This is a genomic window from Bilifractor porci (genome assembly GCF_009696005.1).
GTDB classification, from domain to species: domain Bacteria; phylum Bacillota; class Clostridia; order Lachnospirales; family Lachnospiraceae; genus Bilifractor; species Bilifractor porci.
Map to the genome: position 1 here is coordinate 139,309 of NZ_VUMV01000006.1, position 23,828 is coordinate 163,136.

Annotated in this window: 23 protein-coding genes; 22 read left to right on the top strand and 1 reads right to left on the bottom strand. The window is 48.1% G+C overall.

Features of this window, described 5'->3' with window-relative positions; all coding sequences use genetic code 11:
• Window positions 1–46: 46 nt before the first annotated feature.
• The 14 genes from FYJ60_RS12650 to FYJ60_RS09365 all read left to right on the top strand — a co-directional run bounded on the left by FYJ60_RS12650 (window position 47) and on the right by FYJ60_RS09365 (window position 14,203).
• Window positions 47–304 carry an excisionase family DNA-binding protein gene (locus FYJ60_RS12650; RefSeq protein ID WP_235903378.1) on the top strand — a complete coding sequence of 86 codons (258 nt, stop codon included), beginning with the start codon at window positions 47–49 and terminating at the stop codon, window positions 302–304.
• A gap of 172 nt (window positions 305–476) precedes the next feature.
• Window positions 477–710 carry a hypothetical protein gene (locus tag FYJ60_RS09305; RefSeq protein WP_154458407.1) on the top strand — a complete coding sequence of 78 codons (234 nt, stop codon included), beginning with the start codon at window positions 477–479 and terminating at the stop codon, window positions 708–710.
• Window positions 707–1,348 (top strand): recombinase family protein, encoded by a 642-nt coding sequence (locus FYJ60_RS09310; protein WP_154458408.1) that lies wholly within the window; start codon window positions 707–709, stop codon window positions 1,346–1,348. The genes FYJ60_RS09305 and FYJ60_RS09310 overlap by 4 nt, the downstream gene beginning before the upstream one ends.
• 3 nt (window positions 1,349–1,351) lie before the next feature.
• On the top strand, window positions 1,352–1,798 hold the full coding sequence (locus tag FYJ60_RS09315) for a helix-turn-helix domain-containing protein (RefSeq protein WP_154458409.1): 447 nt from the start codon (window positions 1,352–1,354) through the stop codon (window positions 1,796–1,798).
• A gap of 40 nt (window positions 1,799–1,838) precedes the next feature.
• On the top strand, window positions 1,839–3,152 hold the full coding sequence (locus tag FYJ60_RS09320; protein WP_154458410.1) for a tyrosine-type recombinase/integrase: 1,314 nt from the start codon (window positions 1,839–1,841) through the stop codon (window positions 3,150–3,152).
• A gap of 388 nt (window positions 3,153–3,540) precedes the next feature.
• Window positions 3,541–4,515 carry a glycosyltransferase gene (locus tag FYJ60_RS09325; RefSeq protein ID WP_205839046.1) on the top strand — a complete coding sequence of 325 codons (975 nt, stop codon included), beginning with the start codon at window positions 3,541–3,543 and terminating at the stop codon, window positions 4,513–4,515.
• Window positions 4,500–5,786, top strand: coding sequence for an ATP-grasp domain-containing protein (locus FYJ60_RS09330; protein WP_154458412.1), 1,287 nt, complete (start codon window positions 4,500–4,502; stop codon window positions 5,784–5,786). The genes FYJ60_RS09325 and FYJ60_RS09330 overlap by 16 nt, the downstream gene beginning before the upstream one ends.
• Before the next feature lie 103 nt (window positions 5,787–5,889).
• A complete protein-coding gene (locus FYJ60_RS09335) occupies window positions 5,890–6,624 on the top strand; it encodes a gamma-glutamyl-gamma-aminobutyrate hydrolase family protein (protein WP_154458413.1) in 735 nt (244 codons plus the stop codon).
• 58 nt (window positions 6,625–6,682) lie between these two features.
• Entirely contained in the window at window positions 6,683–7,426 is a 744-nt protein-coding gene (locus FYJ60_RS09340) for a TVP38/TMEM64 family protein (RefSeq protein WP_154458414.1), read from the top strand.
• A 106-nt stretch (window positions 7,427–7,532) separates the two neighbouring features.
• A complete protein-coding gene (locus FYJ60_RS09345; RefSeq protein WP_154458415.1) occupies window positions 7,533–9,242 on the top strand; it encodes a glutamine--tRNA ligase/YqeY domain fusion protein in 1,710 nt (569 codons plus the stop codon).
• A gap of 136 nt (window positions 9,243–9,378) precedes the next feature.
• Window positions 9,379–10,053: an HAD family hydrolase gene (locus FYJ60_RS09350; protein ID WP_154458416.1), complete on the top strand. Its 675-nt coding sequence runs from the start codon at window positions 9,379–9,381 to the stop codon at window positions 10,051–10,053.
• Window positions 10,054–10,188: 135 nt separating this feature from the next.
• A complete protein-coding gene (locus tag FYJ60_RS09355) occupies window positions 10,189–10,995 on the top strand; it encodes an HAD-IIB family hydrolase (protein WP_205839047.1) in 807 nt (268 codons plus the stop codon).
• Window positions 10,996–11,259: 264 nt separating this feature from the next.
• On the top strand, window positions 11,260–13,392 hold the full coding sequence (gene htpG, locus FYJ60_RS09360; protein ID WP_154458418.1) for a molecular chaperone HtpG: 2,133 nt from the start codon (window positions 11,260–11,262) through the stop codon (window positions 13,390–13,392).
• A gap of 274 nt (window positions 13,393–13,666) precedes the next feature.
• Window positions 13,667–14,203: a shikimate kinase gene (locus FYJ60_RS09365; RefSeq protein WP_154458419.1), complete on the top strand. Its 537-nt coding sequence runs from the start codon at window positions 13,667–13,669 to the stop codon at window positions 14,201–14,203.
• On the opposite strand, the gene FYJ60_RS09370 is transcribed toward FYJ60_RS09365, so the two are convergent.
• Window positions 14,193–14,687, bottom strand: coding sequence for a DUF5721 family protein (locus tag FYJ60_RS09370; protein WP_154458420.1), 495 nt, complete (start codon window positions 14,685–14,687; stop codon window positions 14,193–14,195). The genes FYJ60_RS09365 and FYJ60_RS09370 overlap by 11 nt on opposite strands.
• A gap of 159 nt (window positions 14,688–14,846) precedes the next feature.
• On the opposite strand from FYJ60_RS09370, the gene FYJ60_RS09375 reads away from it, so the two are divergent.
• The 8 genes from FYJ60_RS09375 to FYJ60_RS09410 all read left to right on the top strand — a co-directional run bounded on the left by FYJ60_RS09375 (window position 14,847) and on the right by FYJ60_RS09410 (window position 23,819).
• Window positions 14,847–16,754 (top strand): S1C family serine protease, encoded by a 1,908-nt coding sequence (locus FYJ60_RS09375; RefSeq protein ID WP_235903379.1) that lies wholly within the window; start codon window positions 14,847–14,849, stop codon window positions 16,752–16,754.
• A gap of 247 nt (window positions 16,755–17,001) precedes the next feature.
• Complete coding sequence (locus FYJ60_RS09380) at window positions 17,002–17,451, top strand: DUF4869 domain-containing protein (protein ID WP_154458421.1); 450 nt, start codon at window positions 17,002–17,004, stop codon at window positions 17,449–17,451.
• 210 nt (window positions 17,452–17,661) lie between these two features.
• Window positions 17,662–18,477: a DUF4422 domain-containing protein gene (locus FYJ60_RS09385; RefSeq protein ID WP_154458422.1), complete on the top strand. Its 816-nt coding sequence runs from the start codon at window positions 17,662–17,664 to the stop codon at window positions 18,475–18,477.
• 118 nt (window positions 18,478–18,595) lie between these two features.
• On the top strand, window positions 18,596–20,089 hold the full coding sequence (locus FYJ60_RS09390; RefSeq protein WP_154458423.1) for a flippase: 1,494 nt from the start codon (window positions 18,596–18,598) through the stop codon (window positions 20,087–20,089).
• Window positions 20,090–20,136: 47 nt separating this feature from the next.
• A complete protein-coding gene (locus FYJ60_RS09395) occupies window positions 20,137–21,042 on the top strand; it encodes a LicD family protein (protein WP_154458424.1) in 906 nt (301 codons plus the stop codon).
• 5 nt (window positions 21,043–21,047) lie between these two features.
• Complete coding sequence (locus FYJ60_RS09400; protein ID WP_154458425.1) at window positions 21,048–21,776, top strand: IspD/TarI family cytidylyltransferase; 729 nt, start codon at window positions 21,048–21,050, stop codon at window positions 21,774–21,776.
• A gap of 55 nt (window positions 21,777–21,831) precedes the next feature.
• The gene (locus tag FYJ60_RS09405; protein WP_154458426.1) at window positions 21,832–22,854 is read left to right on the top strand and encodes an NAD-dependent epimerase/dehydratase family protein; all 1,023 of its coding nucleotides are present in this window, start codon (window positions 21,832–21,834) and stop codon (window positions 22,852–22,854) included.
• Entirely contained in the window at window positions 22,854–23,819 is a 966-nt protein-coding gene (locus tag FYJ60_RS09410) for a glycosyltransferase (protein WP_154458427.1), read from the top strand. The genes FYJ60_RS09405 and FYJ60_RS09410 overlap by 1 nt, the downstream gene beginning before the upstream one ends.
• Window positions 23,820–23,828: the final 9 nt, after the last annotated feature.

Sequence of the window (23,828 nt, forward strand, 5' to 3'; positions counted from 1 at the left end):
GGGAGATACGTTTGTGTTGTTCCGTAGAAGAAAAGGAGCAGGACAAATGAAAGTGGTATCAGAAGACCGTATTACTCCGTTTCAGGTATTGAGTAATACAGCAATTCAAGAGAATGGAGAAATCGCAGAGCCGAAAATAATTCCAAGAATGAAAACTTTACGGGAAATGGCGAGCTTGACAGGACTTTCCTATGATTACATACGGAAATTGTGTTTAGAGGGGCGTATCGTCCATATAAAAACAGGAAAGAAGTATCTTGTCAATTATGACAGGTTTATCGACTTCCTCAACACGGGCGAATGATGTTGTTGAAATCCGTACAATTCAAGCATATCGGAAACGGTGCTGAAAATACTGTTAAAAAGTATGCGTGACAATTTTCAAGAGTTCTTACTATTGGCTGTTGTCTTTTTAAGAATAGTTGGAGACGCTGATTGCGGAACAAGTGTTCAGCTATCTTAGAAAGGAGTAGCCTATGGCAAGATACGAAGAAGTCGAAAGCATGATTGAGGAAATGGAAAACAAGGGTTATGGTTGTATGTTTGCCGACCTCGGTTCTGAAAAGCAAGTACCTTATGAAATGTTTTCGGAAAAGATGACCGAGAGTGTCACAGCGTTGTACTTCGTTACGATGACAGACGACATTTTCAAGAATGGATTGGAAAGTCTGGACGGTATCGAGTACGTCAGAAAGGAAGTGTCCTTATGAAGATTGTTGCATACCACAGAACAAGTACCACCGACCAACACCTTGACAGAGGGATTGCGGAAATCACGAGGTATTGTAAAGACAACGGCGTGAAACTGTATCGGAATAAGGTTTACACCGACCAGCAGACGGGAAAGAATTTCAACCGCCCCCGATACCAGATGTTGAAAGAGGAAATCCTTGAAAACGGCGATACGCTGATTGTCACGGAGTTAGACAGGCTTGGACGGAATAAAAAGGCAACAATGGAAGAATTACGCTATTTCCAAGACAACAATATCCGAGTTATGGTGCTGGAACTGCCGACCACGCTGACAGATGTTTCCAATATGGAAAACACGCTTGCCAAGATGATGTTGGAAACTATCAACAATATGATGTTGGAATTGTATGCGAGTATGGCACAGGCAGAAATGGAGAAAAAGGAAAAAAGACAGCGTGAGGGTATTGAGGCGATGAAAGCAAGAGGCGAATGGGAACGCTATGGCAGGCCAAGAGCAATGACGATTGAAGTGTTTTCAGAGCATTACAAGGCAGTTACCAACGGAGAAAAACGACCGTTTGAGTTAATGCACGAATTAGGACTGAATACGGCTACGTTCTACCGTTATGCTAAGGAAGTTAGACAGGGGGCATGAATTATGGCGAATATTACAAGATTAACAACAAAAAGCGGAACTGTCGTATATTCCATCAAAATGTATATCGGCAGAGATCCAATCAAGAAATCCAATGTGTTAAAGCAGATACGCTACACACCGACACAGGATATTGACGAAGCCTTACAGTTGCAGGAAGTCAAAGAATTTGCAGAGATTGCAACGGTTATGTGGAAGAAGCACTATAAAGAGACTGGCGAATATAACGACCGCTCCCACAACCGAAAGCAAGCCCATATCGAGGTGGAAAGTCCGGATAAAGGGTATAAACGGATTTATGAGGTGTCAAAGCTCTATGGTGTTTCGGAGCGGACAATATCGAGAATGATAAAGGACGGCAAAATAAATGCAGTCAAGTCGGGAGACGCCAAAGTGCTGTTTGTAGAAGTAAAATCGCTTGAAGCGTATCTAAAAACCACATTCAACTAAGGGTAAGTGTTCAGAGCATAGAAAAGGAAAAGATGAAGAAATGGCATCAGTTAAAAGAGTTGAAAAGAAAAACGGTCAAGTGGTGTACCGTATCAGAGTATCGCTCGGAGAAGATAAGTCGGGAAAACAGATTGTAAAAGTCAGCACCTATACGGTCAAGCAGACCGCCACCCCGAAGCAACAGGAACGAGAAGCCAACCAATATGCTATGGCATTAGAGGATAGATTGAAAAACGGCGAGAGCTACGAGGGCGAAGAAATGTCGTTTGAGGATTATGCGGAGAAATGGCTTGCCAATGCTAAGACAGAACTTGCATACTCCACCTATGAGAGTTATACCCATATCATCAATGATGTAATACTGCCCCATTTCAAGACATACAAGGTGGCAAGAATACGGACACCGAATATTGAGATATTTTATAAATCGCTGATGGGGCGGTATTCTAACGGCTCCATCCGTAAGATTGCAAACGTAATGAGCGGAATGTTCCGAACGGCAGTACGTTGGCAGATGATACAGATAAACCCGTGTCGAGATGCCAAAGTGCCAAAGAATGATGAGGAAGAACCGCAGTTAAAATTCTTCACGCCTGAACAGTCATTGATGTTTCTTGAAACGCTGAATACAAGATTTTACCGAAAGGTCAGAGGACATCAAAGAATTGATGACACGGGCAAGCCATATAATGTGGCAGATTATCAAGAGCCATACCAGACTTCGACACAGTTGATAGTGTTTTATACCCTGTCGTTATACTGCGGTTTTCGAAAGGGCGAGACACTTGCACTCCATTGGAGCGATATTGATTTCGAGAAAAGAGAAATCCATATATCAAAGTCAGTCGGGATGTCCGAAGACGGTATTGTATTGAAAAAACCCAAAACGGCAACATCGGTTCGGACAGTCAGTTTTCCCGCCGCCATTGTTCCTTTGCTGAAGCAGTATCGTCAAGAATACAATATCTATCGCTTGAGTACAGGGGATAAATGGCAAGGCAACGGAAACCTGTTTATACAGTGGAACGGGAAGATTATGGACCGCTCTACGCCATACCACTATTTCAAACATCATATTGAGTTTGTAAATAAATGGATAAAGGAACACGAGGGTGAAGCAAAGGAAAGAGGATTCGAGGAACTTCCGACCATTCCACTTCACGGATTGCGGCATTCGTGTGCAACATTGCTAAACTACCTTGACATCAACCTGATTGATATTAGCAAGATACTCGGTCATGCGAAAAGCTCCACGACAATGGATATATATGCCCATAGTTTTGAAAAGCAGAACAAAGAGGCGGCAAACAAGATAGACGATTTTCTGGAGCAGAGCGCAGGCAAGGCAGTATAGATAAAATCCCTCTTTTCGGCGGAGAGGTTCGAGCATTGGAAAAACTCCGAGGCTCGGACTTTTTTCGTCAAGAGGATTGACAGAAGCATACGAAACGCCTTACAATCAGAAAGCGATGTTAGCTGACGCTTGGATGTGTTCAGATTTTGTTCAGAAAGTTACGATGAACAAGAACACAGCACCTTACACTACCGAAAGAAAAGTCCGTGAAAAGGCGGTTTTTCAAGGAATTACGGAAAGCCAGAATAAACGAGAAAAAGCGTTCCTGCTTTTTGGTAAGGATGAGGTCACCAGTTCGATTCTGGTTATCAGCTCGAGGCGCCAGGCATCAGCCGGGCGCCTTTATTCATATCACACACTTTTTTGTTCGATTAAGATGAGGAGCCCCATGAAATATTCCGTTATTGTCCCCTGCTACAATACCCAGGATATTTTCGACCAGGAGCTTGCGGGTATCTGCGATGTGTTCCGCAGCCGTCTGCATACCGACAGCTTCGAGGTAATTCTGGTCAACGACTGTTCCCCGGATCCGAAGACGCTGCCTTTTCTGAAAGAAATGCGGCTGAAGTATCCTTTCGTAAAGCTGGTAGATCTGGTGAAGAATACCGGCCAGGCGAACGCCCAGCTGGCAGCCATGCATTATGTCACAGGAGAGATCGTGGTAAACCTGGACGATGACATGCAGACGCGGCCGGACAACATACCGGTCCTTCTGGAAAAACTGGAAGAGGGGTATGATGTCGTATTCGGCAGATACTTTCATAAGAAGCACAGTGCGATCCGCCGTTTGTTTACCCGGATGGACGATTCGTTTGAGACCATGTTTCTGAACAAACCGAAGAACCTTTCCTGCACCAGCTTCTGGGTCGCCAGACGCTACGTGATCAATGAGATTATCAACTATAAATTCGCGTATTCCTTTATGGAAGGACTGTTCCTCCGGACCACGCGGAAAATGACAAACGTGGACATCGAGCACTATGACAGGGTGGAGGGAAAGTCGGGGTATACCTTCCGGTCCCTCCTGAAGCTCTGGTCCAATTTCACGAATTTTACGGTGAAACCGCTGCGGATTGCAGGGGTGGCCGGGGTTATCACGGTTTTGTTTGCCTTTATTTTCATGCTGGTCACTATTTTCCACCGGATTGCCGATCCGACCATTCCTCAGGGATATTCCGCCCTGATGTGTGTCATCCTGTTCTTTTTCGGTATGGTGATGATGATGCTCGGAATCATGGGAGAATATATCGGCAGAATTTTTATGTGTATCAATTCCGCTCCACAGTTTGTGGTGAAAAAGGTCTATGAAAAAACAGAAAGCGGCGCAGGAGAAGAGGAGGGTTCAGAATGCAGAAAAGACTGATGATATTGGGAACACTCTTCGAGATGACGGAGCTGGTAAAAAAGGCAAAAGCCAGAGGCTGTTACACAGTAGTCTGCGACGGGAACGCGGACGGACCGGCGCGTACCTGGGCGGATAGAGACTATGTGGCGGATGTCCGGGATGTAGACCGGATTGCGGAAATCTGTAAAAAAGAAAAAATTAATGCCATCATCACAAGCTTTTCTGACATTATGTTTGAGATGATGGTGCGGATCGCCGATCGGGCGGGAATCCCCTGCTATGCTGTTCCGGCCATGCTTCCGGCTTACCGGGATAAGCAGGTGACAAAGAAAATCTGCCGGGAACTGGGGCTTCATGTTCCGGAATTCCGCCGGACGAAAGCCGAAGAGTGGCTCCCCGGTTCAGGCTCCGGGAAAGAGGGGCAGGAGCCCTGGAATATTTTCCCTGCCGTCATAAAGCCGGTCAATTCCTATGGATCCCGCGGCCTTCAGGTCGTCTGGAGTCCGGAAGAGATCCGGGAGTGGTTCCGCCGGACAGACCCGGAGCTGATTCACGGAGAGGCTCTTCTGGAGAGCGTGTCCCGCGGGCAGGAGCTGAATGCCCAGGCCGCCGTCGTGGACGGAAAAGTGCAGCTGCTCTCGCTGGCAGACCGGATGACCGCAGAGTTGGACCGGAACACCATCCGGGTCAATTACGCGAATATTTATCCCTCGCGTTATTTTGACCAGGCAGCGCCGGCTGTGACCGATATTCTGCAGAGATACGTGGAGAAAACCGGGCAGAAGCAGGGACCTTTGGCCATGCAGTGTTTCTGGGACGGGACAAACATAGAAATCGGGGAGATTGCCGCCCGCTTCTTCGGATTTGAACACGAGCTGACCGAATATACCACAGGTCTTTCGCTGGAGGATTACCTTCTGGATCTGGTCTGCAGTCCGGATCACGGGAGAGAACGCCTGCGCGGACACAATCCCAGGGGCAGCGGCTGCGCCGCCGGTATCTACCTGACAAGCGTAAGACCCGGAAAAATAGAAAATCAGGACAGTGTTCTGGAACTGGCACAGCAGAAGGAAACCGTCGGTTTCCATCCTTTCTATAAAGAAGGGGATGAGGTCGGGCGGTTCGGTCCTGCGCCCTATTATGCCCGCTGTTATCTCCGGACAGAAAACAGAGCGCAGATGGACGCAAAGATATGCGCCGTCATGAAAAAAGTACATGCGTTCGGGGAGAACGGGGAAGAACTTTTGTACCGCCCGGATTTACAGAAAACGGACATGCATGTAAAATAGTACTGAATCTGAATGCAGGCATGCTTCTGTCTCTGCCTTACCGCGGAACGAATAGAAAGATGGCAGATAGTTTTCTTTTTTGTAATGAAAGAAGAGGAATACTATGATGATCCGCCGGAAAAAATGGATTTCATTTCTAGTCGTAGTGCTGGTACTGCTTTTCTGTGTTCCCCTCGGTTCCCATGTCCGGTACCGGAAACCAGTTATTGCTGTTGTGGCATCCGCCTCAGGCAATCTGGGCCAGATTCTGGTGCATGTGCTGAATCAGTACGGGGCTGACGCCAGGCTGGTAGACAACAATAGAGGTTCAGTGCGTGACTACGATGCCCTGGTGATACCGGGCGGAGAGGATGTCGACCCTGCCTTTTACGGACAGGCCAATATGTCCTCGCGGAACCTGAATCCCAATGAGGACAGGCTCCAGATGGAAGCTGTCAGAACATTTGTTCAGGCAAAAAAGCCGGTTCTCGGCATCTGCCGCGGCAGCCAGATTATCAACGTGGCGCTGGGAGGCACGCTGCGCCAGCAGATCGACGGGCACATGAAGGCCATGCGCAAGGTGGATATCTGGAAATCCTCCACCTTCCGGTGCGTTCTCGGCCGGGATTATAACGGAATGCATTATCACCACCAGTGCATAGATAAGCTGGCGGACGGGCTGATCAGCACGCAGGCGGATGCTGTGGATGGTTGTCTGGAAGGATTTCAGCATCAGTCACTTCCCGTCTACGGGTTTCAATGGCATCCGGAAATGACAGAATCCAGCAAAAGGGCGGTTTTTCGCTTCTTTGTGCATATCTGTGAGCTTTCAGAGAGCGACGGAACACCGTTTCATTGACAGAAGGAACCGGATGCTTTAGAATTCCACTATAAAAAAGATCAAATGTGGGGAATTTATGTCTGTAAAAAAATTCTTTCAGAAATTCGGCAAGCTGATCCTTCTGATTGCGCTGCTGGTTCTGATTATTATTATTCTATGGGCTCTTTTCGGGGATTCTCTTCCGGCTCTGTTTCATCTGCTGAAGGAGGGGGACGAGGAGGCAATCGAGGCCTACATCCAGCAGGAGGGATTCTGGAAAGGGGCGCTGGCAGTGATTGCCATGTCCGCGCTGCAGGTTGTCAGTATCGTACTTCCCGGATTTGCCATTCAGATCGCAGCCGGAATTATCTACGGGGGCGTCCGGTCCTTTTTTATGTGCTACTTCGGTTTTATTCTGGGGAATGTTCTGGTGTTCGGCTTCGCAAGAAAAATGGGAAACCAGATTTCCAACATCGCCAATATTGACAAGCCGAAGAATAACTGGATCCGGGAAAAGATGGCTTCGGCCAACCCGGCCTTCGTGGTGGGGTTTGTCAACCTGCTTCCGATCCTTCCGAACGGGATTATCCCTTATATTGCGGCCCGGTCCAGTATTCGTTCTTATGAGTATGTCATGGCAATCTGCGTCACAAGCTGGATTCAGATTTTGTTTAACTGCGCGGCCGGAGGATTCTTAAAACGCGGCCAGTACCTGTACATGTTCCTGGCACTTGGCATCCAGATCGGTCTGCTGGTTTTCGCGACTCTGAAGCGGAAATGGATTATATCCCTTATCCCCGGCGGAAAGAAAAAACAGCAGGACAGCCAACAGAAGCAGTAAGACCGCATATTGATACGATAGCGGGAACCGCCGGCCAGTCTCCGGAGCAATCCGGATCTGGCCGCAGCATATTTCACATAAAGAGATTCAGAGACAGGAGTTCATCATGGGAGAGAACAAAAAAGAAATCGCGGAGGAACCGGCAGAGGAAAAGGGAACAGTATCCCGAAATTTTATCGAACAGATCATCGACCAGGATCTCAAAGAGGGAAAGTACGATCAGATCTGCACCAGATTTCCGCCCGAACCGAACGGGTATCTTCACATCGGTCATGCCAAATCAATTCTTCTGAACTACGGGATCGCAAAGGAATACGGAGGGAAATTCAATCTCCGCTTTGACGATACAAACCCCATGAAGGAACGGTCGGAATTTGTCGAGTCTATCCAGAGAGATGTAGCCTGGCTTGGCGCGGACTGGGAGGGACGGCTGTTCTTTGCTTCCAATTACTTCGACCAGATGTATGAGGCGGCGGAAAAGCTGATCCGAAAAGGAAAAGCCTTCGTCTGCGATCTCTCTGCGGAAGAAATACGGGAATACAGGGGAACGCTCACAGAGCCCGGAAAGGAAAGCCCCTACCGGAACCGCTCCGTGGAGGAGAATCTGGATCTGTTCCGGAGAATGCGCGCCGGAGAATTCCCGGACGGGAGCAAGGTGCTGCGGGCAAAGATCGACATGGCCTCCCCGAATATTAACATGCGGGATCCGGTGATCTACCGGATTGCCAGGATGACGCACCATAACACGGGCGATAAGTGGTGCATCTACCCGATGTATGATTTTGCGCATCCGATTGAGGATGCCATTGAGGGCGTGACGCATTCTCTGTGTACGCTGGAGTTTGAGGATCACCGTCCGCTGTACAACTGGGTGGTAACGGAGTTGGAATATCCGCATCCGCCGAAACAGATTGAGTTCGCAAAACTTTATCTGACCAATGTGGTGACCGGAAAACGGTATATCAAAAAACTGGTGGAAAACGGAACCGTAGACGGATGGGATGATCCCCGTCTGGTCACGATCGCCGCCCTGCGCAGGCGCGGCTACACGCCGGAGTCCATTCGGAAATTCGTAGAGCTGGCGGGGATTTCCAAGGCAAACAGCAGCACGGATTACGCCATGCTGGAATACTGCATCCGCGATGATCTGAAGCTGAAGGCTCCCCGCATGATGGCGGTGCTGGATCCCATCCGGCTGGTGATCGACAACTATCCGGAAGGGCAGACGGAGGAGCTGGAAGCCTCCAACAATCCGGAAAACGAGGCGTTGGGAACCCGGAAGATACCGTTCTCCAGGGAGCTGTTTATCGAGAGGAACGATTTCATGGAAGAACCTCCCCGGAAATATTTCCGCCTGTTTCCGGGAAATGAAGTCCGCCTTATGCATGCGTATTTTGTCAAATGCGTCGGCTTTGAAAAGGATGAAAACGGAAAAGTCACGGTCGTGCACTGTACTTACGATCCTGCCAGCAGGGGAGGAAACAGCCCGGACGGACGCAAGGTGAAAGGAACTATTCACTGGGTTAATGCCGCAACTGCGGGAAAGGTAACGGTCCGTCTGTACGAAAACCTGATCGACGAGACCAAGGGCGTCTATAATGAGGACGGCTCCATGAACATCAACCCGGATTCTCTGGAGATCCTGGAAAACTGCCGCGTGGAGCCTGCCCTGATGCAGGCAAAGGGATATGACAGCTTCCAGTTCATCCGGAACGGCTTCTTCTGCGCGGACGCAAAGCTGTCTGCGGAGGGAGCGCCGGTATTCGGGAGAATCGTATCGCTGAAAAGTTCCTTCCGCCTGCCTGGCACACACTGAGAAGAAATGCAGATGATACGGGCAGAAGAAAATATCCGTACAGAATGATACAGATCTGTTTCTGGGCTGCTGCTTGCGCGGCAGCCTTTTTCCTGATGAAAACCGGATTTTCCACATTCCGGGGAGAGGAGTAACCATGGAAGTAAAAGCATGTATTTTTGACCTGGACGGCACACTGACCAGAACGCAGGAGTCGATTGCCCGACCGGTGAATATGACGCTGCAGCATTTCGGACTGCCGGCGATGCCGGTAGAAAATTATAACTACTACGCCGGGGACGGAATCGACAATTCGCTCCGCCGGGCCTTGAAGGATGCCGGAGACCCGGAATTAAAGTATTTTGACGAGGGCATTGTCCTGTGCCGTAAGTGGTATCAGGAGGATCCGCTGTATCATGTGGCTCCATACGATCATGTCGTCGATTCAATCCGCAGGCTGAAACAGATGGGGCTGAAGATTGCTGTTTTCTCCAATAAACCGCATCTGAACGCCATCAAAGTGGTGGAAACCATTTTCGGGAAAGGAACCTTCGATCATATCCAGGGACAGGCGGACCGGATTCCTATGAAGCCGGATCCCGCAGGGGTGTTTGAGATTCTGCGGATCTTTGGCGTGAATAAAGATCAGGTGCTGTATTTCGGCGACACCAATACGGATATGATGACAGCGCACAACGCAGGAGTATTTGCAGTAGGCGTGTGCTGGGGCTTCCGTCCCCGCGAGGAGCTGGAAAAATACGGGGCGGACGCGCTTCTGGAGGATCCTTCACAGATTGCGGAGCTGGCCGGGGAAAAACTGCACACACACTGAAGCATAGGTTCTCCTTCGCAGACCGCACTGCCGGCGGAGGGAAAGCTCTGCACACGCTGAGGTATGTGGAAAACAGAAGAAACGACCGCAGTGAATGATGGAAAAGAACTTCCGCACACAGGAAATGGAGTATCTATGAGCAGAATAAAACTAATAGCCAGTGATCTGGACGGCACATTACTTCTTAACGGCGCGCAGAATCTGCAGCCGCAGACCTGCGGGCTGATCCGCCGCTTGTGGGAGGAAAAAGGAATTCTCTTTCTTGCGGCCAGCGGGCGGCAGGTAGACAATTTGGAACGGTTATTCGCGCCGGTAAAGGATGAAATTGCCTATCTCTGTGAAAACGGCTGCCTCTGCTTTTGCGGGGGAAAAAAGATCCACCAGGAATACATGGATCACAGCCTCGGACAGAGCATTATCCGGACGATCCAGGCGACAGAGGGGGCAGAGGTGCTGCTTTCCGGCGTTCACACAAGCTATATTCAGCCGAAGGATATGAGCTATTACTACCATATGCGTGATGTGGTGGGAAATAATGTGACGCTGGTGCCGGACATCCTGCAGACGGAAGAACCCTATTTTAAGGTGTCTCTGTACGAGGCAGGCGGACTGCATGATGTCTCCTGGTGGCAGCAGAAATTCGGTGATCAGGCGACAGTTGTGACAGGGGGGAATGAATGGCTGGACTGCATGCCCAAAGGCGTCAATAAAGCCACCGCGCTGGATCAGATACTCAGGTATCTGGGGATTGCGCCGGATGAGGTCATCGCCTTCGGAGACAACCTGAACGACAGGGAAATGCTGGAAATGGTCGGCATTCCGGTCGCCGTAGAGACCGCAAAAAAAGAAATTATCCGGATCTGCGGAAGAACCACGGACACCGTGGAACATGCGCTGGAGAAAATACTGCGGGATGAGTTCCCGGCGCAGCCTGTCTCCTGATTCTGTCATTTCGGCTAAAATTCTTACAAAACATTTAATCAGCACTCGTTTTTGACGAGTGCTAAATTTTTCTTGACTTTCGGTCAGCCGGGGGCTAAGATAACCTTTGTTAAGTGTTCTGCATGCGGCGCAGAGAGAACTTTTTTGCTGCAGCGGCTGCGGTACATAGAGCCATTCATACAAAATAAGGCAGGGAACCGTTCTCTGCATTTTTTCACAAACAAATCAAACAACGAACAGATCAGACAAGGGAGTGTGATTCATATGGAGACAAAACGCGGAAATCTTTCCATTAACAGTGACAATATTTTTCCCATTATCAAAAAGTGGATGTATTCGGATCAGGACATTTTCATCCGTGAGCTGATCTCCAACGGCTGTGATGCCATAACCAAGAGAAAAAAACTGGATGCTGTCGGGGAGGCAAAGCTGCCGGAAGGCTACAAGCCGAAGATAGACGTTCTGGTCAATGATAAGGAAAAGACACTGAAGTTTATCGATAACGGTGTCGGCATGACCGCAGAAGAAGTGGTAAAGGATATCACGGACATCGCTTTTTCCGGCGCGACAGAGTTCCTGGAGAAATACAAGGACAAGGCCGACCAGGATCAGATTATCGGTCATTTCGGACTGGGCTTCTATTCCGCCTTCATGGTCGCAGACCAGGTGGATATTGATACGCTTTCCTTCCAGGATGGCGCAGAACCCGTGCACTGGGAGTGCGACGGCAGCACCGAGTACGCCATGGGAACCGGAGATCGCAAAGAAGTCGGAACCACCATCACGCTTCATCTGAACGAGGACTGCCTGGAATACGCAAACGAGTACAAGGTGCGTGAGACACTGGAAAAATACTGCGCCTTTATGCCGGTAGAGATCTTCCTGACCAAAGAGGGAGCCGCTCCGGAGACGGAGATTATTCCGGAATCTGATCTGAAGGAAGACGACAAGGTCATCGAGCATATTCACACCGATGCCAAATATGAGGAAAAGGAAAACGATAAGGGGGAAAAGGAGCAGGTTGAGGTTTCTCCCGCCAGGGACGAGGTGAAGATCGAAAAACGCCCCGTTTCCATCAGCGATATTCATCCGCTTTGGACGAAACAGCCAAGCGAATGCACCGACGAGGAATACAAGGAATTCTACCGGCATGTATTCCTGGATTACAAGGAGCCGCTGTTCTGGATCCACCTGAACATGGATTATCCGTTCCGCCTGAAAGGAATCCTGTATTTCCCGCGCATCAATACGGAATACGATTCGATTGAGGGAAAGATCAAGCTGTACAACAACCAGGTATTTATCGCCGATAACATCAAGGAGGTCATTCCGGAGTATCTGATGCTCCTGAAGGGCGTAATTGACTGCCCGGATCTTCCACTGAATGTTTCCAGAAGTGCCCTGCAGAACGATGGATTTGTCCAGAAGATTTCCAACTACATCTCCAAGAAGGTGGCGGACAAGCTTGCCGGCATGTTTAAGACCGACCGTGAGAATTACGAGAAATACTGGAATGACATCAGTCCGTTTATCAAATTCGGATGCCTGAAGGATGAAAAGTTCTCCGACAGAATGATGGACTACATCCTGTATGAGAATATCGACGGCAAATTCCTGACGCTGCAGGACTGCATCGACGAGAACATGACAGAAGAGCAGAAGGCGGCAAAGAAGGCAGAGGAAGAAAAGAAAACCGAAGAAAAAGACAAGAAGGAAGACACTGCCGACGGCAGCGAAGAGGAGAAGAAAGAAGAAAAGTCCGAAGAAGAGAAGGAGAAAGAAAAAGTCACGATCTTCTACGTGACCGACCAGATCCAGCAGAGCCAGTACATCAACATGTTCAAGACCCAGGGTAAGGACGCGGTCATCCTGAAGCATAACATCGATCCGCCGTTTATTTCCCGCGTGGAGCAGAAAAATGAGAATGTCCGCTTCCGCAGAATCGACGCAGACCTGACCGAAGATCTGAAGGAGAAGCAGGACGACAGCAAGGCGCTGGAGGAAGAGGCAAAGGACCTGCAGGAGCTGTTCCGCAAGGCTGTCTCCAACGACAAGCTGACCGTGAAGGCGGAAAATCTGAAGGACACCTCCGTGGCGGCCATCATCACGCTTTCCGAGGAAAGCCGCCGTATGAGCGACATGATGAAGATGTACGGCATGTCCGGAAATGACGATATGTTCAAGCCGGAGGCAACGCTGGTTCTGAACGCAAAGCATCCGCTTGTTGCCTACATCTACAGCCATAAGGACGCGGAAAATATCAACCTGTACTGTGAGCAGGTCTACGACCTGGCCATGCTGAGCAATCAGCCGCTGTCTCCGGAGGAGATGACAAAGTTCGTGCAGAGAAGCAACGATATCCTGCTGAAGAACGCGCAGAACAGCGAGGAAAAGTAAGCAGCGTATAGGATTGAAAGGAAAGAACGATTTTGGAGGGGACTGCCGCTTTTGTGTAAAGCGCGGTTCCCTCTTTGCGCAGCTGCGGGAGATATGGTACACTAACCAGCAGTTGTCAATAAAATACAGACGGTGAAGAACCTATCCGGCTGAGGCATCTCAACCATAATATTTTGCAGCAGAAGAGAGGAGACATACCGCGCCGGATGTTTTCTGTTTCGTACAGCTCGTACTGACGAAAACTGCAGGGGAGCGGCGTGGGGAAATAACAGGTATGGATAAAAAGCAGGAAAACAGCGGAAATATCTTTCTGATCGGCTTTATGGGCTGCGGAAAATCCACGGTCGCAAGAGAGCTGCACAGACGTTATGGCATGCGCTTAATCGAGATGGATGATGAGCTTGCGCGGCAGGAGGAAATGTCTGTCGCGGATATTTTCCGGGAGAAGGGAGAGCCGTATTTCCGGAAAAAAGAGACAGAGCTTCTGGAAAACATGCAGAAGATGAGCGGTACGGTAGTTTCCTGCGGCGGCGGCGCGGCCATGCGGCAGGAAAATGTAGACTGTATGCGGCGCAGCGGGAAAATTGTGCTGCTGACCGCGGAACCGGAGACCATTCTGCAGCGAGTAGGGAATTCCGACAGCCGTCCGCTGCTGCGCGGACGAAAAAACGAGGCAGCCATCCGGGAACTGATGGAAGAGCGCCGTCCCGCCTACGAGAAAGCGGCGGACGTAGTCATCCAAACCGACGGGAAAGAGACTGCGTCCATCTGCAGGGAACTGCTGGAAAAGTTGGAAAAAATTAACCGGTAATCCCTTCCTGTTCCAGCCAGCCGCTGACAAAGCGGTCCCAGGCACGGTCCAGGGATTTATCCGGAGTAAACACCTTCAGCGAGGTTCCCGTGGTGACAGAGAGAACCCCTCCCCGGAACTGCAGGTTCAGAAACAGACCGAAAATATCTTCCGGAGAAAAGGAAAGACCTGCGGACGCGGATAGCTGCGCGGTCAGTGCGGAATCCGCCTGCAGGACAATATGAAAGGACAGCGGAGACTGCTGTCCTTTTATTATACTCAGACAGAACGGCCGGGCCTCCTTCCAAAGAATAGAGCTGCGGTTCTCCGCCCGCAGGGCTTCACATTTTTCCGGATCGAAAAACTCCGGGTGCAGCTGCCCGTCGATCGAAAAAGTGGTAAATGTGGTAATAGAAATCTCTGATACCAGAAAGCTGTCAAAAGCATCCTGAAGCAGCAGCTTCTTCATAAAATCCTTTACATGATCAATCTGAATGGCAAGCAATACGTGCACCTCCTGTGAGGACTCCGGATGAGCCCCGTCCCTTTATTATACAGGACGGGTTTTCGGAAGAAAACCACGAAATATCACCTTTTTAATCACACGGAAAACACATTTGTCGCATACACTACTGGTACAGTACAAAAAAGGAAGGCTATTACCATGAGTGAAGAATGGGATAACAGAAAAAATCATACAGACACCGATCCTGCGGAAAATACAAAACCGGAGGAAGGAAATATTTCAGATACCAGTGCGGAGAACCAGGGGGGCAAGGACAGACACCCGGCGGAAGAAAACACAGAATCCGGAAGCACAACCTACAGCTGGGTGAATCCCAAATTAAGAGGAGAAAACGCGGATTCCGGCAGCGCGGACAATCCCTGGAACAGCAGCAGCGGCGGGAATTTCTGGGAGACGCAGAGCTCTTCGGAGCATTCGCAGAACCGGTATTCCAACACGCAGTACGGGGGAATGCGGGATCATGCCTCCCAGCCCGGTTCCGATGATAGCCGCAGCGGTTCCAATCCGTACCAGAACAGCACACAGTATCAGAACAGTGCGCACGGTCAGAACTATGCACAGCAGGGAAATCCCTATCAGGGAAGCTCCTATCAACGGAATCCTTATGCGGATCCGAATCCTTCAAGTTCCCGGAAAAACCGCAGAAAAGCAGAACGAGCGGCAAAACGCGCGGCAAGAAAGGCAGGGCGAAGCAGAGCAGGGGCAGGAACCGGAAGAAAATGGACGGCCGTTGTTGCCATGGCACTTGTGTTCGGCCTTGTCGCGGGCACCGTCACCTATGGGGTAAACGCCATCGCAAACCGGATTCATCCGATCGAAACAACGGCGGATAACAGAAGCTCCGGAACGGCAGACAGCGGGAACAAGGGAAGTGGAAGCAAGGATAGCGGCAGCGGGAATTCAGGCAAGGACACCATCTCTTCTACCACAGAGGGAACGGGCTCTTCCGACACCTCTTCTTCGTCTGCTTCCTCCGGAGCATCTGGAACTGCAGAAGGAACCGTAGCGGACGTGGCCGCAAACTGCATGCCATCTCTGGTTACCATTTCCACCATGAGCGTGGAGGAAATGCAGAGCTTCTTCGGGGGCTCCCAGAAATACCAGGTGCAGGGAGCCGGATCCGGAGTGATTATCGGACAGAATGATACCGAACTGCTGATTGCCACCAATAACCACGTAGTCTCCGGAGCAACATCCCTTTCCGTCGGCTTTATCGACGAGACGGTTGTAGAGGCAGCCATCAAGGGAACCGATGCCGATAACGACCTCGCGGTCGTTGCGGTTCAGACATCGGATATCCCGGAGGACACGCAGAAACAGTTAAAAGTCGCGACCATCGGAAGCTCCGACGAGCTTGCTCTGGGAGACCAGATTGTGGCAATCGGAAACGCCCTGGGCTACGGGCAGTCCGTCACAGCCGGTTATGTAAGCGCCAAGAACAGAACATTGGAACTTTCAGATGGAACGAATACGTTCACTTCGACAGATCTGATCCAGATTGACGCGGCGATCAACTCCGGAAACTCCGGCGGAGCGCTTTTCAACATGAAAGGGGAGCTGGTGGGAATCAACGAAGCAAAGAGTTCTTCCACATCCTCCGGCGCCACCGTTGACAATATGGGCTACGCCATCCCCATAGACAAGGCAGAGCCCATTCTGGAACAGCTGATGACAGAAGAAACAAAAATTGCCTACTCCGAGGACGAGCAGGGGTATCTGGGAATCACCGCCGCAAACGTAACCAGTGAGTATTCTCAGATGTACGATATGCCGGAAGGAGTCGGCATCACCTCCGTGGTAAGCGGCGGACCGGCAGAACAGGGCGGACTGCAGAAAGGCGACATTATTACCAAGATTGCAGGAACAACAGTCAGCGACTTTGATGATCTGCAGAACGAGCTGCGCTACCACAAGTCCGGAGAGACGATCGAGATTACCTATGAGCGCGCGGACAACGGTACGTACAAAGAAAATACCGCAAACGTGACACTGGGAACCAAAGATGTCCTCAGCAGCACCAACGCACGGAATAATGGGAATAATTGAAAACAGCATCCACAAGAAGAACAGGGACAACTGGATAGGAGATTGTTCCGTAAAATTGATCAAAAAAAGCTTAAGCAGAAGGCCGGCAGCCCGAAAAGGGCACCGGCCTTTTATGGACGGGAAAAGACTAGTAAATGTATCCGATTTTATGCCACATTATGGTATACTATTCACAATAAGGCACAATCAATTTAATATGGAATGAATTCGGATATTAAGAATTCTTGACAGGATTTTGGAAAAGAATATGCTTCACATCTATTATGGAGAATATCAGGGGAAAAACTATATTTTTGATCCCGATACATATTTTAACAATCAGGCAGACAGAAAATGGCTGTTGGAAGATCTGCCGCGTCAGATGATTCATGATGTTGATAAATCAGAAGTGATTTCTGAAAACCTCATACAGAGCAGTCGGCTTGGCCCGATTCCCCCGCAGTGGCTTTCTGGAAGCGTGAAAACACTGATATTGATAGAAAATGACAGTGGTCATGTTTTTAATACTTCGGCCTGTGGACAGAACTGCGCAAAATGGCTGCTTCAGATCGGAAATCGTAAAGATGTTCTTATACGGTTAGGTTATCCGATGGATTTCGGAAAAGAAGAGTTCAACATCACTATTGAAAATAACGGACACCTTGTGCATACCATGAAAGACCTGATGAATGAAATTGTGGATTACAACCTTCTGTGAAAATAAGTCATGACTGGAAAATACAACATAGAAATATATAACCTATAGACGCTGCCGCCGAATCTTCATATTATATGTGAGAAGAAACTGGGATAATGGGTATTTAGTTTGAGTGGTTCAAATGTGTACCTCATGCGCAAGAGATATGTTCCTGTCTGCCTTTCTGTGTTATAATTCCCTAAGTAATTATTACTGGAGACATTTTATTATATGAATAAGAAGATAACAGTAATCATCGCTTGCCACAAGGCATGTGATGTGCCCAGGGATCCCATGTACCTTCCGGTGCAGGTAGGAAGTGCCGGAAAGGAGAGCATTCACGGTTTCGCCAGGGATGACCAGGGGGAAAATATCAGCGCCAAAAACCCGATCTACTGCGAACTGACCGGGCTGTACTGGGCGTGGAAAAATCTGGATTGTGATTATCTTGGACTGGTCCACTACCGCAGATACTTCACGTCCGGAAAAATCCGGAAGAAACCAGACAAAAATCCTTTCACCGCGGTACTATCCGGACAGGAGGCAGAAAGACTTCTGGCTCAATATAGAATAATCGTGCCGAAAAAACGTCATTATTATATCGAGAGTGTTTATTCTCATTATGCGCATACCTTTGACGCAAGGCAGTTTGATCTGACACGGGAAATTCTGCAGGAAAAGTGGTCGGCATATGTACCGGCGTTCGACCGGCTGATGAAGGGGAGCAGCGCATGGCTCTTCAATATGTTCCTGATGCGCAAAGAAGATGCGGATGTATACTGCAGATGGGTTTTCCAGGTACTTCAGGAGCTGGAAAAAAGAGTAGACACAAAAGATATGACCGCGTTTGAGAAAAGGTACGCCGGCCGGGTCAGTGAAAGACTTCTGAATGTGTGGCTTCTCCACCGGATAGAGACAGGACAGCTGGAAAAGAGAGACATTTATGAGTGTCCGTACACCTATCTGGGAGAGGTAAACTGGGGGAAAAAGATAGGTGGATTTTTAAAAGCAAAGTTTTTACATCAGAAGTACCAGAAGAGTTTCTGAGTGTCATGGGTACAGAAAGAGAGAGCTGGGCAGTCTGTTTAGGTGTCTTGCAAATAAATGTGAAAAATCGGGGGAGCTTTGACAAATTGAAATTTAGAGAACAGAGATTTTGCCTCATATGAAACAGCAGATTTCACTTAAAAAAAATTTTATTATGAACGCGATTCTCACAATGTCATCGTTCATATTCCCGCTGATTACATTTCCATACTATTCGAGAATTTTACTCCCGGATGGAACAGGAAAAGTCAGCTTTGCAACATCACTGGTTTCTTATTTCAGTCTGTTTGCGCAGTTGGGCATACCCACCTACGGAATTCGGGCGTGCGCACAGGTAAGGGATAACCGTGAAGAACTCAGCCGTGTTACACAGGAATTGTTGATTATTAACCTGATTACAAGTGCACTTGCATATGCAGCGCTGGCAGTTGCGTTGTTGACAGTTCCGAGACTTCAGGCTGATCGGAACTTATATCTTGTGATCAGTATCACTATTCTGATGAATGCAATCGGGATGGAGTGGCTTTATAAGGGCTTGGAGCAGTATACGTATATTACAGCGCGTTCCATTCTGTTTAAGGCGATTGCTGTTGCTGCTATGTTCCTCTTGGTACATCAGAAAAGTGATTATATCATTTATGGAGGAATTTCTGTTTTCGCATCCTGTGCTTCCAATGCGATGAACTTTATCCACGCACGGAAGCTGATTATCATGCACCCGGTCGGACATTATAATTTCCGGCGTCATCTCAAAGCGATCGGGATCTTCTTTGCTATGTCCTGCGCGACAGTCATCTATACGAATCTGGATAAAGTAATGCTTGGATTTATGGCGACAGACGCCGATGTGGGGTATTATGATGCCGCAGTGAAAATTAAGACGGTTCTGATCAGTGTGGTAACATCATTGGGAACTGTTCTTCTTCCAAGATCTTCTTACTATGTAGAAAAAGGAATGATGGAGGAATTCCGCAGGATAACAGCCAGAGCATTGAATTTTGTATGGCTGGTTGCCATGCCATTGACTGTCTATTTTATTATTTTTGCTGCACAGGGCATATTTTTACTTTCCGGAAGCGCTTACGCTGGCGCTATTCTGCCAATGAGGCTGATTATGCCTACACTCCTGTTTATAGGGCTGTCCAATATTACAGGAATTCAGATCCTTCTGCCTACCGGGAGGGAAAAAATAGTACTATATTCAGAAATTGCAGGAGCTATTACAGATCTGATCCTGAATACATTATTAATTCCTGTTGTGAAATCGTCAGGTGCTTCCATTGGTACATTGGCAGCAGAATTCGTGGTACTTCTTGTTCAATATCTGTCTATGAAAAATGAGGTAGCAGCTGCATTCAGAAATCTTCCTTTTGGAAAAACGATACTTGCTCTTGTGCTGGGTACAGCTGTTTCTGTCTGGACGTTAAAGCTTCCGCTGTCATCAGGCAGTTCCTGGAACAGCCTGATTATTCTTCTCCTTTCTGCAGTCTGCTTTTTCGGGGCTTATTGGCTGGTTTTAATGCTTACGAAGGAATCGATGACCAGGGAGTTAACAGCGCAGGTACTGGAGAAACTGCCGCATCGGAAAAAGAGAATATCTTCGGATCAATAAAAGAAGATCCGGGCTTTTTGAAAAAATAAAGAGAATCGAATATTGCTATGAGTTTTAAAGAAAAAATGGAACAAATTGATCCTGCCGCGGAAAAACTTATTGTTTTAAGCCAGGAGGATATAGATAGAATTCACAAGGCTCTTCTTTATATGCTGGAAAAGCTGGATGAATTCTGCACCAAGAATCATGTCGAATGGACATTGGCAGGGGGAAGCATTCTTGGTGCTGTTCGTCATAAAGGATTTATTCCCTGGGATGATGATGCAGATGTGCACATGACAAGAGAAGCCTTTAACAAGTTCCGGCAGGCATTTTATGACAAGCCCATGGAAGGGTTTCTCCTGAAATGTCCAGGGGATCCCGGTTATCTTTATCATTATCCGAAGCTGTATCTGATCGACAGTATTTTCCGGGAACTCCAGTCAAATGACAAAAATCCGAACAATTTGTTTATCGATATTTTCCCATTGGAAAACACCTATCGTTCAGGATGGAAAAGAAGAATTCACGGATTCCAGTGTAACTTCTATGCACTGGCGGTTTCTTCCCTGCGGATCGATGCCTGCAAGGAGACTCTGCTTGCTTATACGAAGCACAGTCCGGAAGCCCATAGAGCAGTAAAAACCCGATGCCTTCAAAGCAGTTTATTTAAGTTCAGGAGTCTTACCAGCTGGCTGAAGGGAGCGGATCGGTGCTTTTCAAAGGTAAAAGATAAAAACTCATCTTTGATTGTCATTCCTTCGGGAGCACAGCATTATTTCGGAGAGCTATACGGTAGAAAACAGATGACGGAGCGGAAGTATGTGCCATTTGAGAACACAATGCTTCCAATCCCGAAGGATGCGGAAGGGATTCTCCGGCAGAGATACGGAAATAATTTTATGGATCTTCCGCCTGTTTCCAGAAGGGCAAAGCATGCTATTCTGGAATATAAAGTCACAGAAAGGCAGTAAAGACAATGAATTATGGATTGATTCTGGCCGGAGGCGTAGGCCAGCGGATGCGGAATTCCGGAATGCCAAAACAGTTTCTGGAAGTCTTTCAGAAGCCGATTATCATCTATACTTTGGAAAAATTTGAAAAATGTACGGATATAGACAGAACCGTTGTTGTCTGCAATGCTTCCTGGACGGAATATATGGAAGGACTGCTCCGCAAATATCAGCTCACTAAGGTTATCGCCGTAGTGCCCGGCGGGAAAGACCGGCAGAGCAGTATTCGAAGCGGAATTCGCAGCATTCGGAAAGATGGGGCAAAAGAGACAGATATTGTTGTCGTTCATGACGGCGTAAGACCTCTGGTGGAATGTGCCATTATCAGCGAGAATGTCAGGGTTGCGCAGCAGTATGGCTGTGCCATGACCGTGAAACCGGCAATCGAATCTGTCTGCATATGTGAAAATGATGAAGCTGAATTTGAAAATTTTAAGAAAAGAGACAACACGTATCGGCTGACAGCTCCGCAGACGTTCCGGCTGGGAATTCTGACAGATACATTGCAGAAAACTTCTGATATTACAGAGCCGATTCCCATTTTGGATCCTGCCATGGGATATGCGTATCTGGGAAATCCGGTGCACCTGGTAAAAGAAAATAATAACAACATTAAAATTACAACACCTGAAGATTATTATATCCTTAAGGCAATGTTGGAACTCGAAGAGAACCGTTATGTATTTGGATTATAATAGATGCTTCAGAAAGTGACAGAGACGATTTTTTGAATCATAAGAGGTGAGTGGCATGGAAAAGCGGGATCTCGATATTATTACCAATAGTGCGGTAAACTGGCAGATGTACAGAAACAAAACCGTTCTGGTTACCGGAGCAACGGGGCGTCTGGGGCGCTATATCGTAGATACATTGGTGGACGTAGATCTTAAGTATAATTTAAATCTTAGAATCCTTGGCCTGGTTCGTTCTAACGATAAGGCGGAGGCTGTTTTTGGGCAGGAACTGCGTTTTCCAAATGTTAAAATGCTGATTCAGGATGTCAATGCGCCGATCATGTATGAGGGAGATATTCATTATATTTTTCATACGGCGGGTCCGGCGGCACCTGTAGATTTCAAAGATCATGCGGTGGAAACACTTTGGAGCCATGTAAACGGAACACACAATGTGCTGGAATGTGCCAGATTACATGGAACGAAAAGAGTTTTTTATATTTCTACGGTAGAAATCTATGGTGAATGGAAAGAAGACCGGAATATTACGGAAAGTGATATGGGACCGCTTCGCCATTTGAACTATCGTGCCTGCTATCCGGAAGCAAAACGGCTGTGTGAGACAATGCTGACAACATATCAGCAGGAATACGGCGTGGATTTCTGCGGCGTTCGTTTTTCGCACACGCTGGGGCCTGGTATTGTGCTGGATGACGGGAGAGCATTTGCGGAGTTTTTGAATGCTGTCCTGAACGACAGGGATATTGTGCTTCAGTCGGATGGAAGCGCCATGCGAACCTATACCTATGTGGCAGATGCCGTAAATGCTGTGTTTCTGATCATGGATAAGGGTCAGAGTACTTTTTATAATGTGTCCTCAGACGAAAATCTGATCAGCATACGAGATCTGGCAAACCTGATTGCGGAATTGTCTCCAAGTGGAAAGACGAAGGTTGTGTTTGGCAAAGAAGCAGGAAATATGCCCTATCTTCCTTTCAAACTAGCCATCATGGATACGCGGAAAATCCGCGCAATGGGTTGGAAACCGCAGGTTGATCTAAAGCATCTGTTTCAGTGGACGCTGGAGTCCTTTTTATAATGAAAACACAAGGCCTGCATATACCTCGCGTTGCGATATTGATGAGTACCTATAATGGTGAGAAGTATCTGTCCGAGCAGGTGGACAGCATTTTAAAGCAGCAGGGAGTTGACATTTATCTGTATATAAGGGATGACGGCTCTTCCGATTCTACCATGGCATTATTGCGTGCATACGCGGAAAAAAACTCCAATGTTATTCTGAAAGCAGACGGAAAAAATTTGGGCCCTGGTGCAAGCTTCCTCTGTCTGTTTTATAGCTTTTCCCATTCGGAAGAGACTTTTGACTATATCGCTTTTGCGGATCAGGATGACATCTGGCTGCCGGAAAAAATGCTTTGCGCGATCCAGTCCATAGAACAGCAGACACCTGCAAAACAGCGGGAAGGAATTCTGTATGGCTCAAATCAGATACTCTATCGGGACGGGAAACAAGAAGGGCTGAGACATGCAGAAAAACAGGATCTTACTCTGGCGGGACATTTAAGTAAAAATACAATTTCGGGATGTACGATGGTGCTCAACTGGCCGTTGGCACAGAAAATTTTTAACGCACCGCAGCCGCAGAGAGAAATTGTGGAACGGAGAATGCATGATTCCTGGATCATTCTGGCGGCGATTGCCTGCGGAAATGTCATTTATGACGAAGCGGCACATATCCTTTACAGAATTCATCAGGACAATGTCGTAGGAATAAAAAAGCCGACATTACGAAACAGAATCGCTGTTAAATGGAAAAATATCACGCAGCCGTCATTTGCCTGTTATCGTTCCAGAACGGCTTTGCAGCTCTTGCGTTCTTTCCCGGAAATTGACGGAAGAAAAAGAGAAATCCTGGAAGAAGTGGCATACTATAAAAGCGATTTAAAGGAAAAAAGAGAACTCCTTTCTGACACAGAGCTTGTTCAAAACTTTGGGAGAAATGCTGTGACGGGCAGGATCAAGATATTGCTGAACCTTATCTAGCCTGGGCTA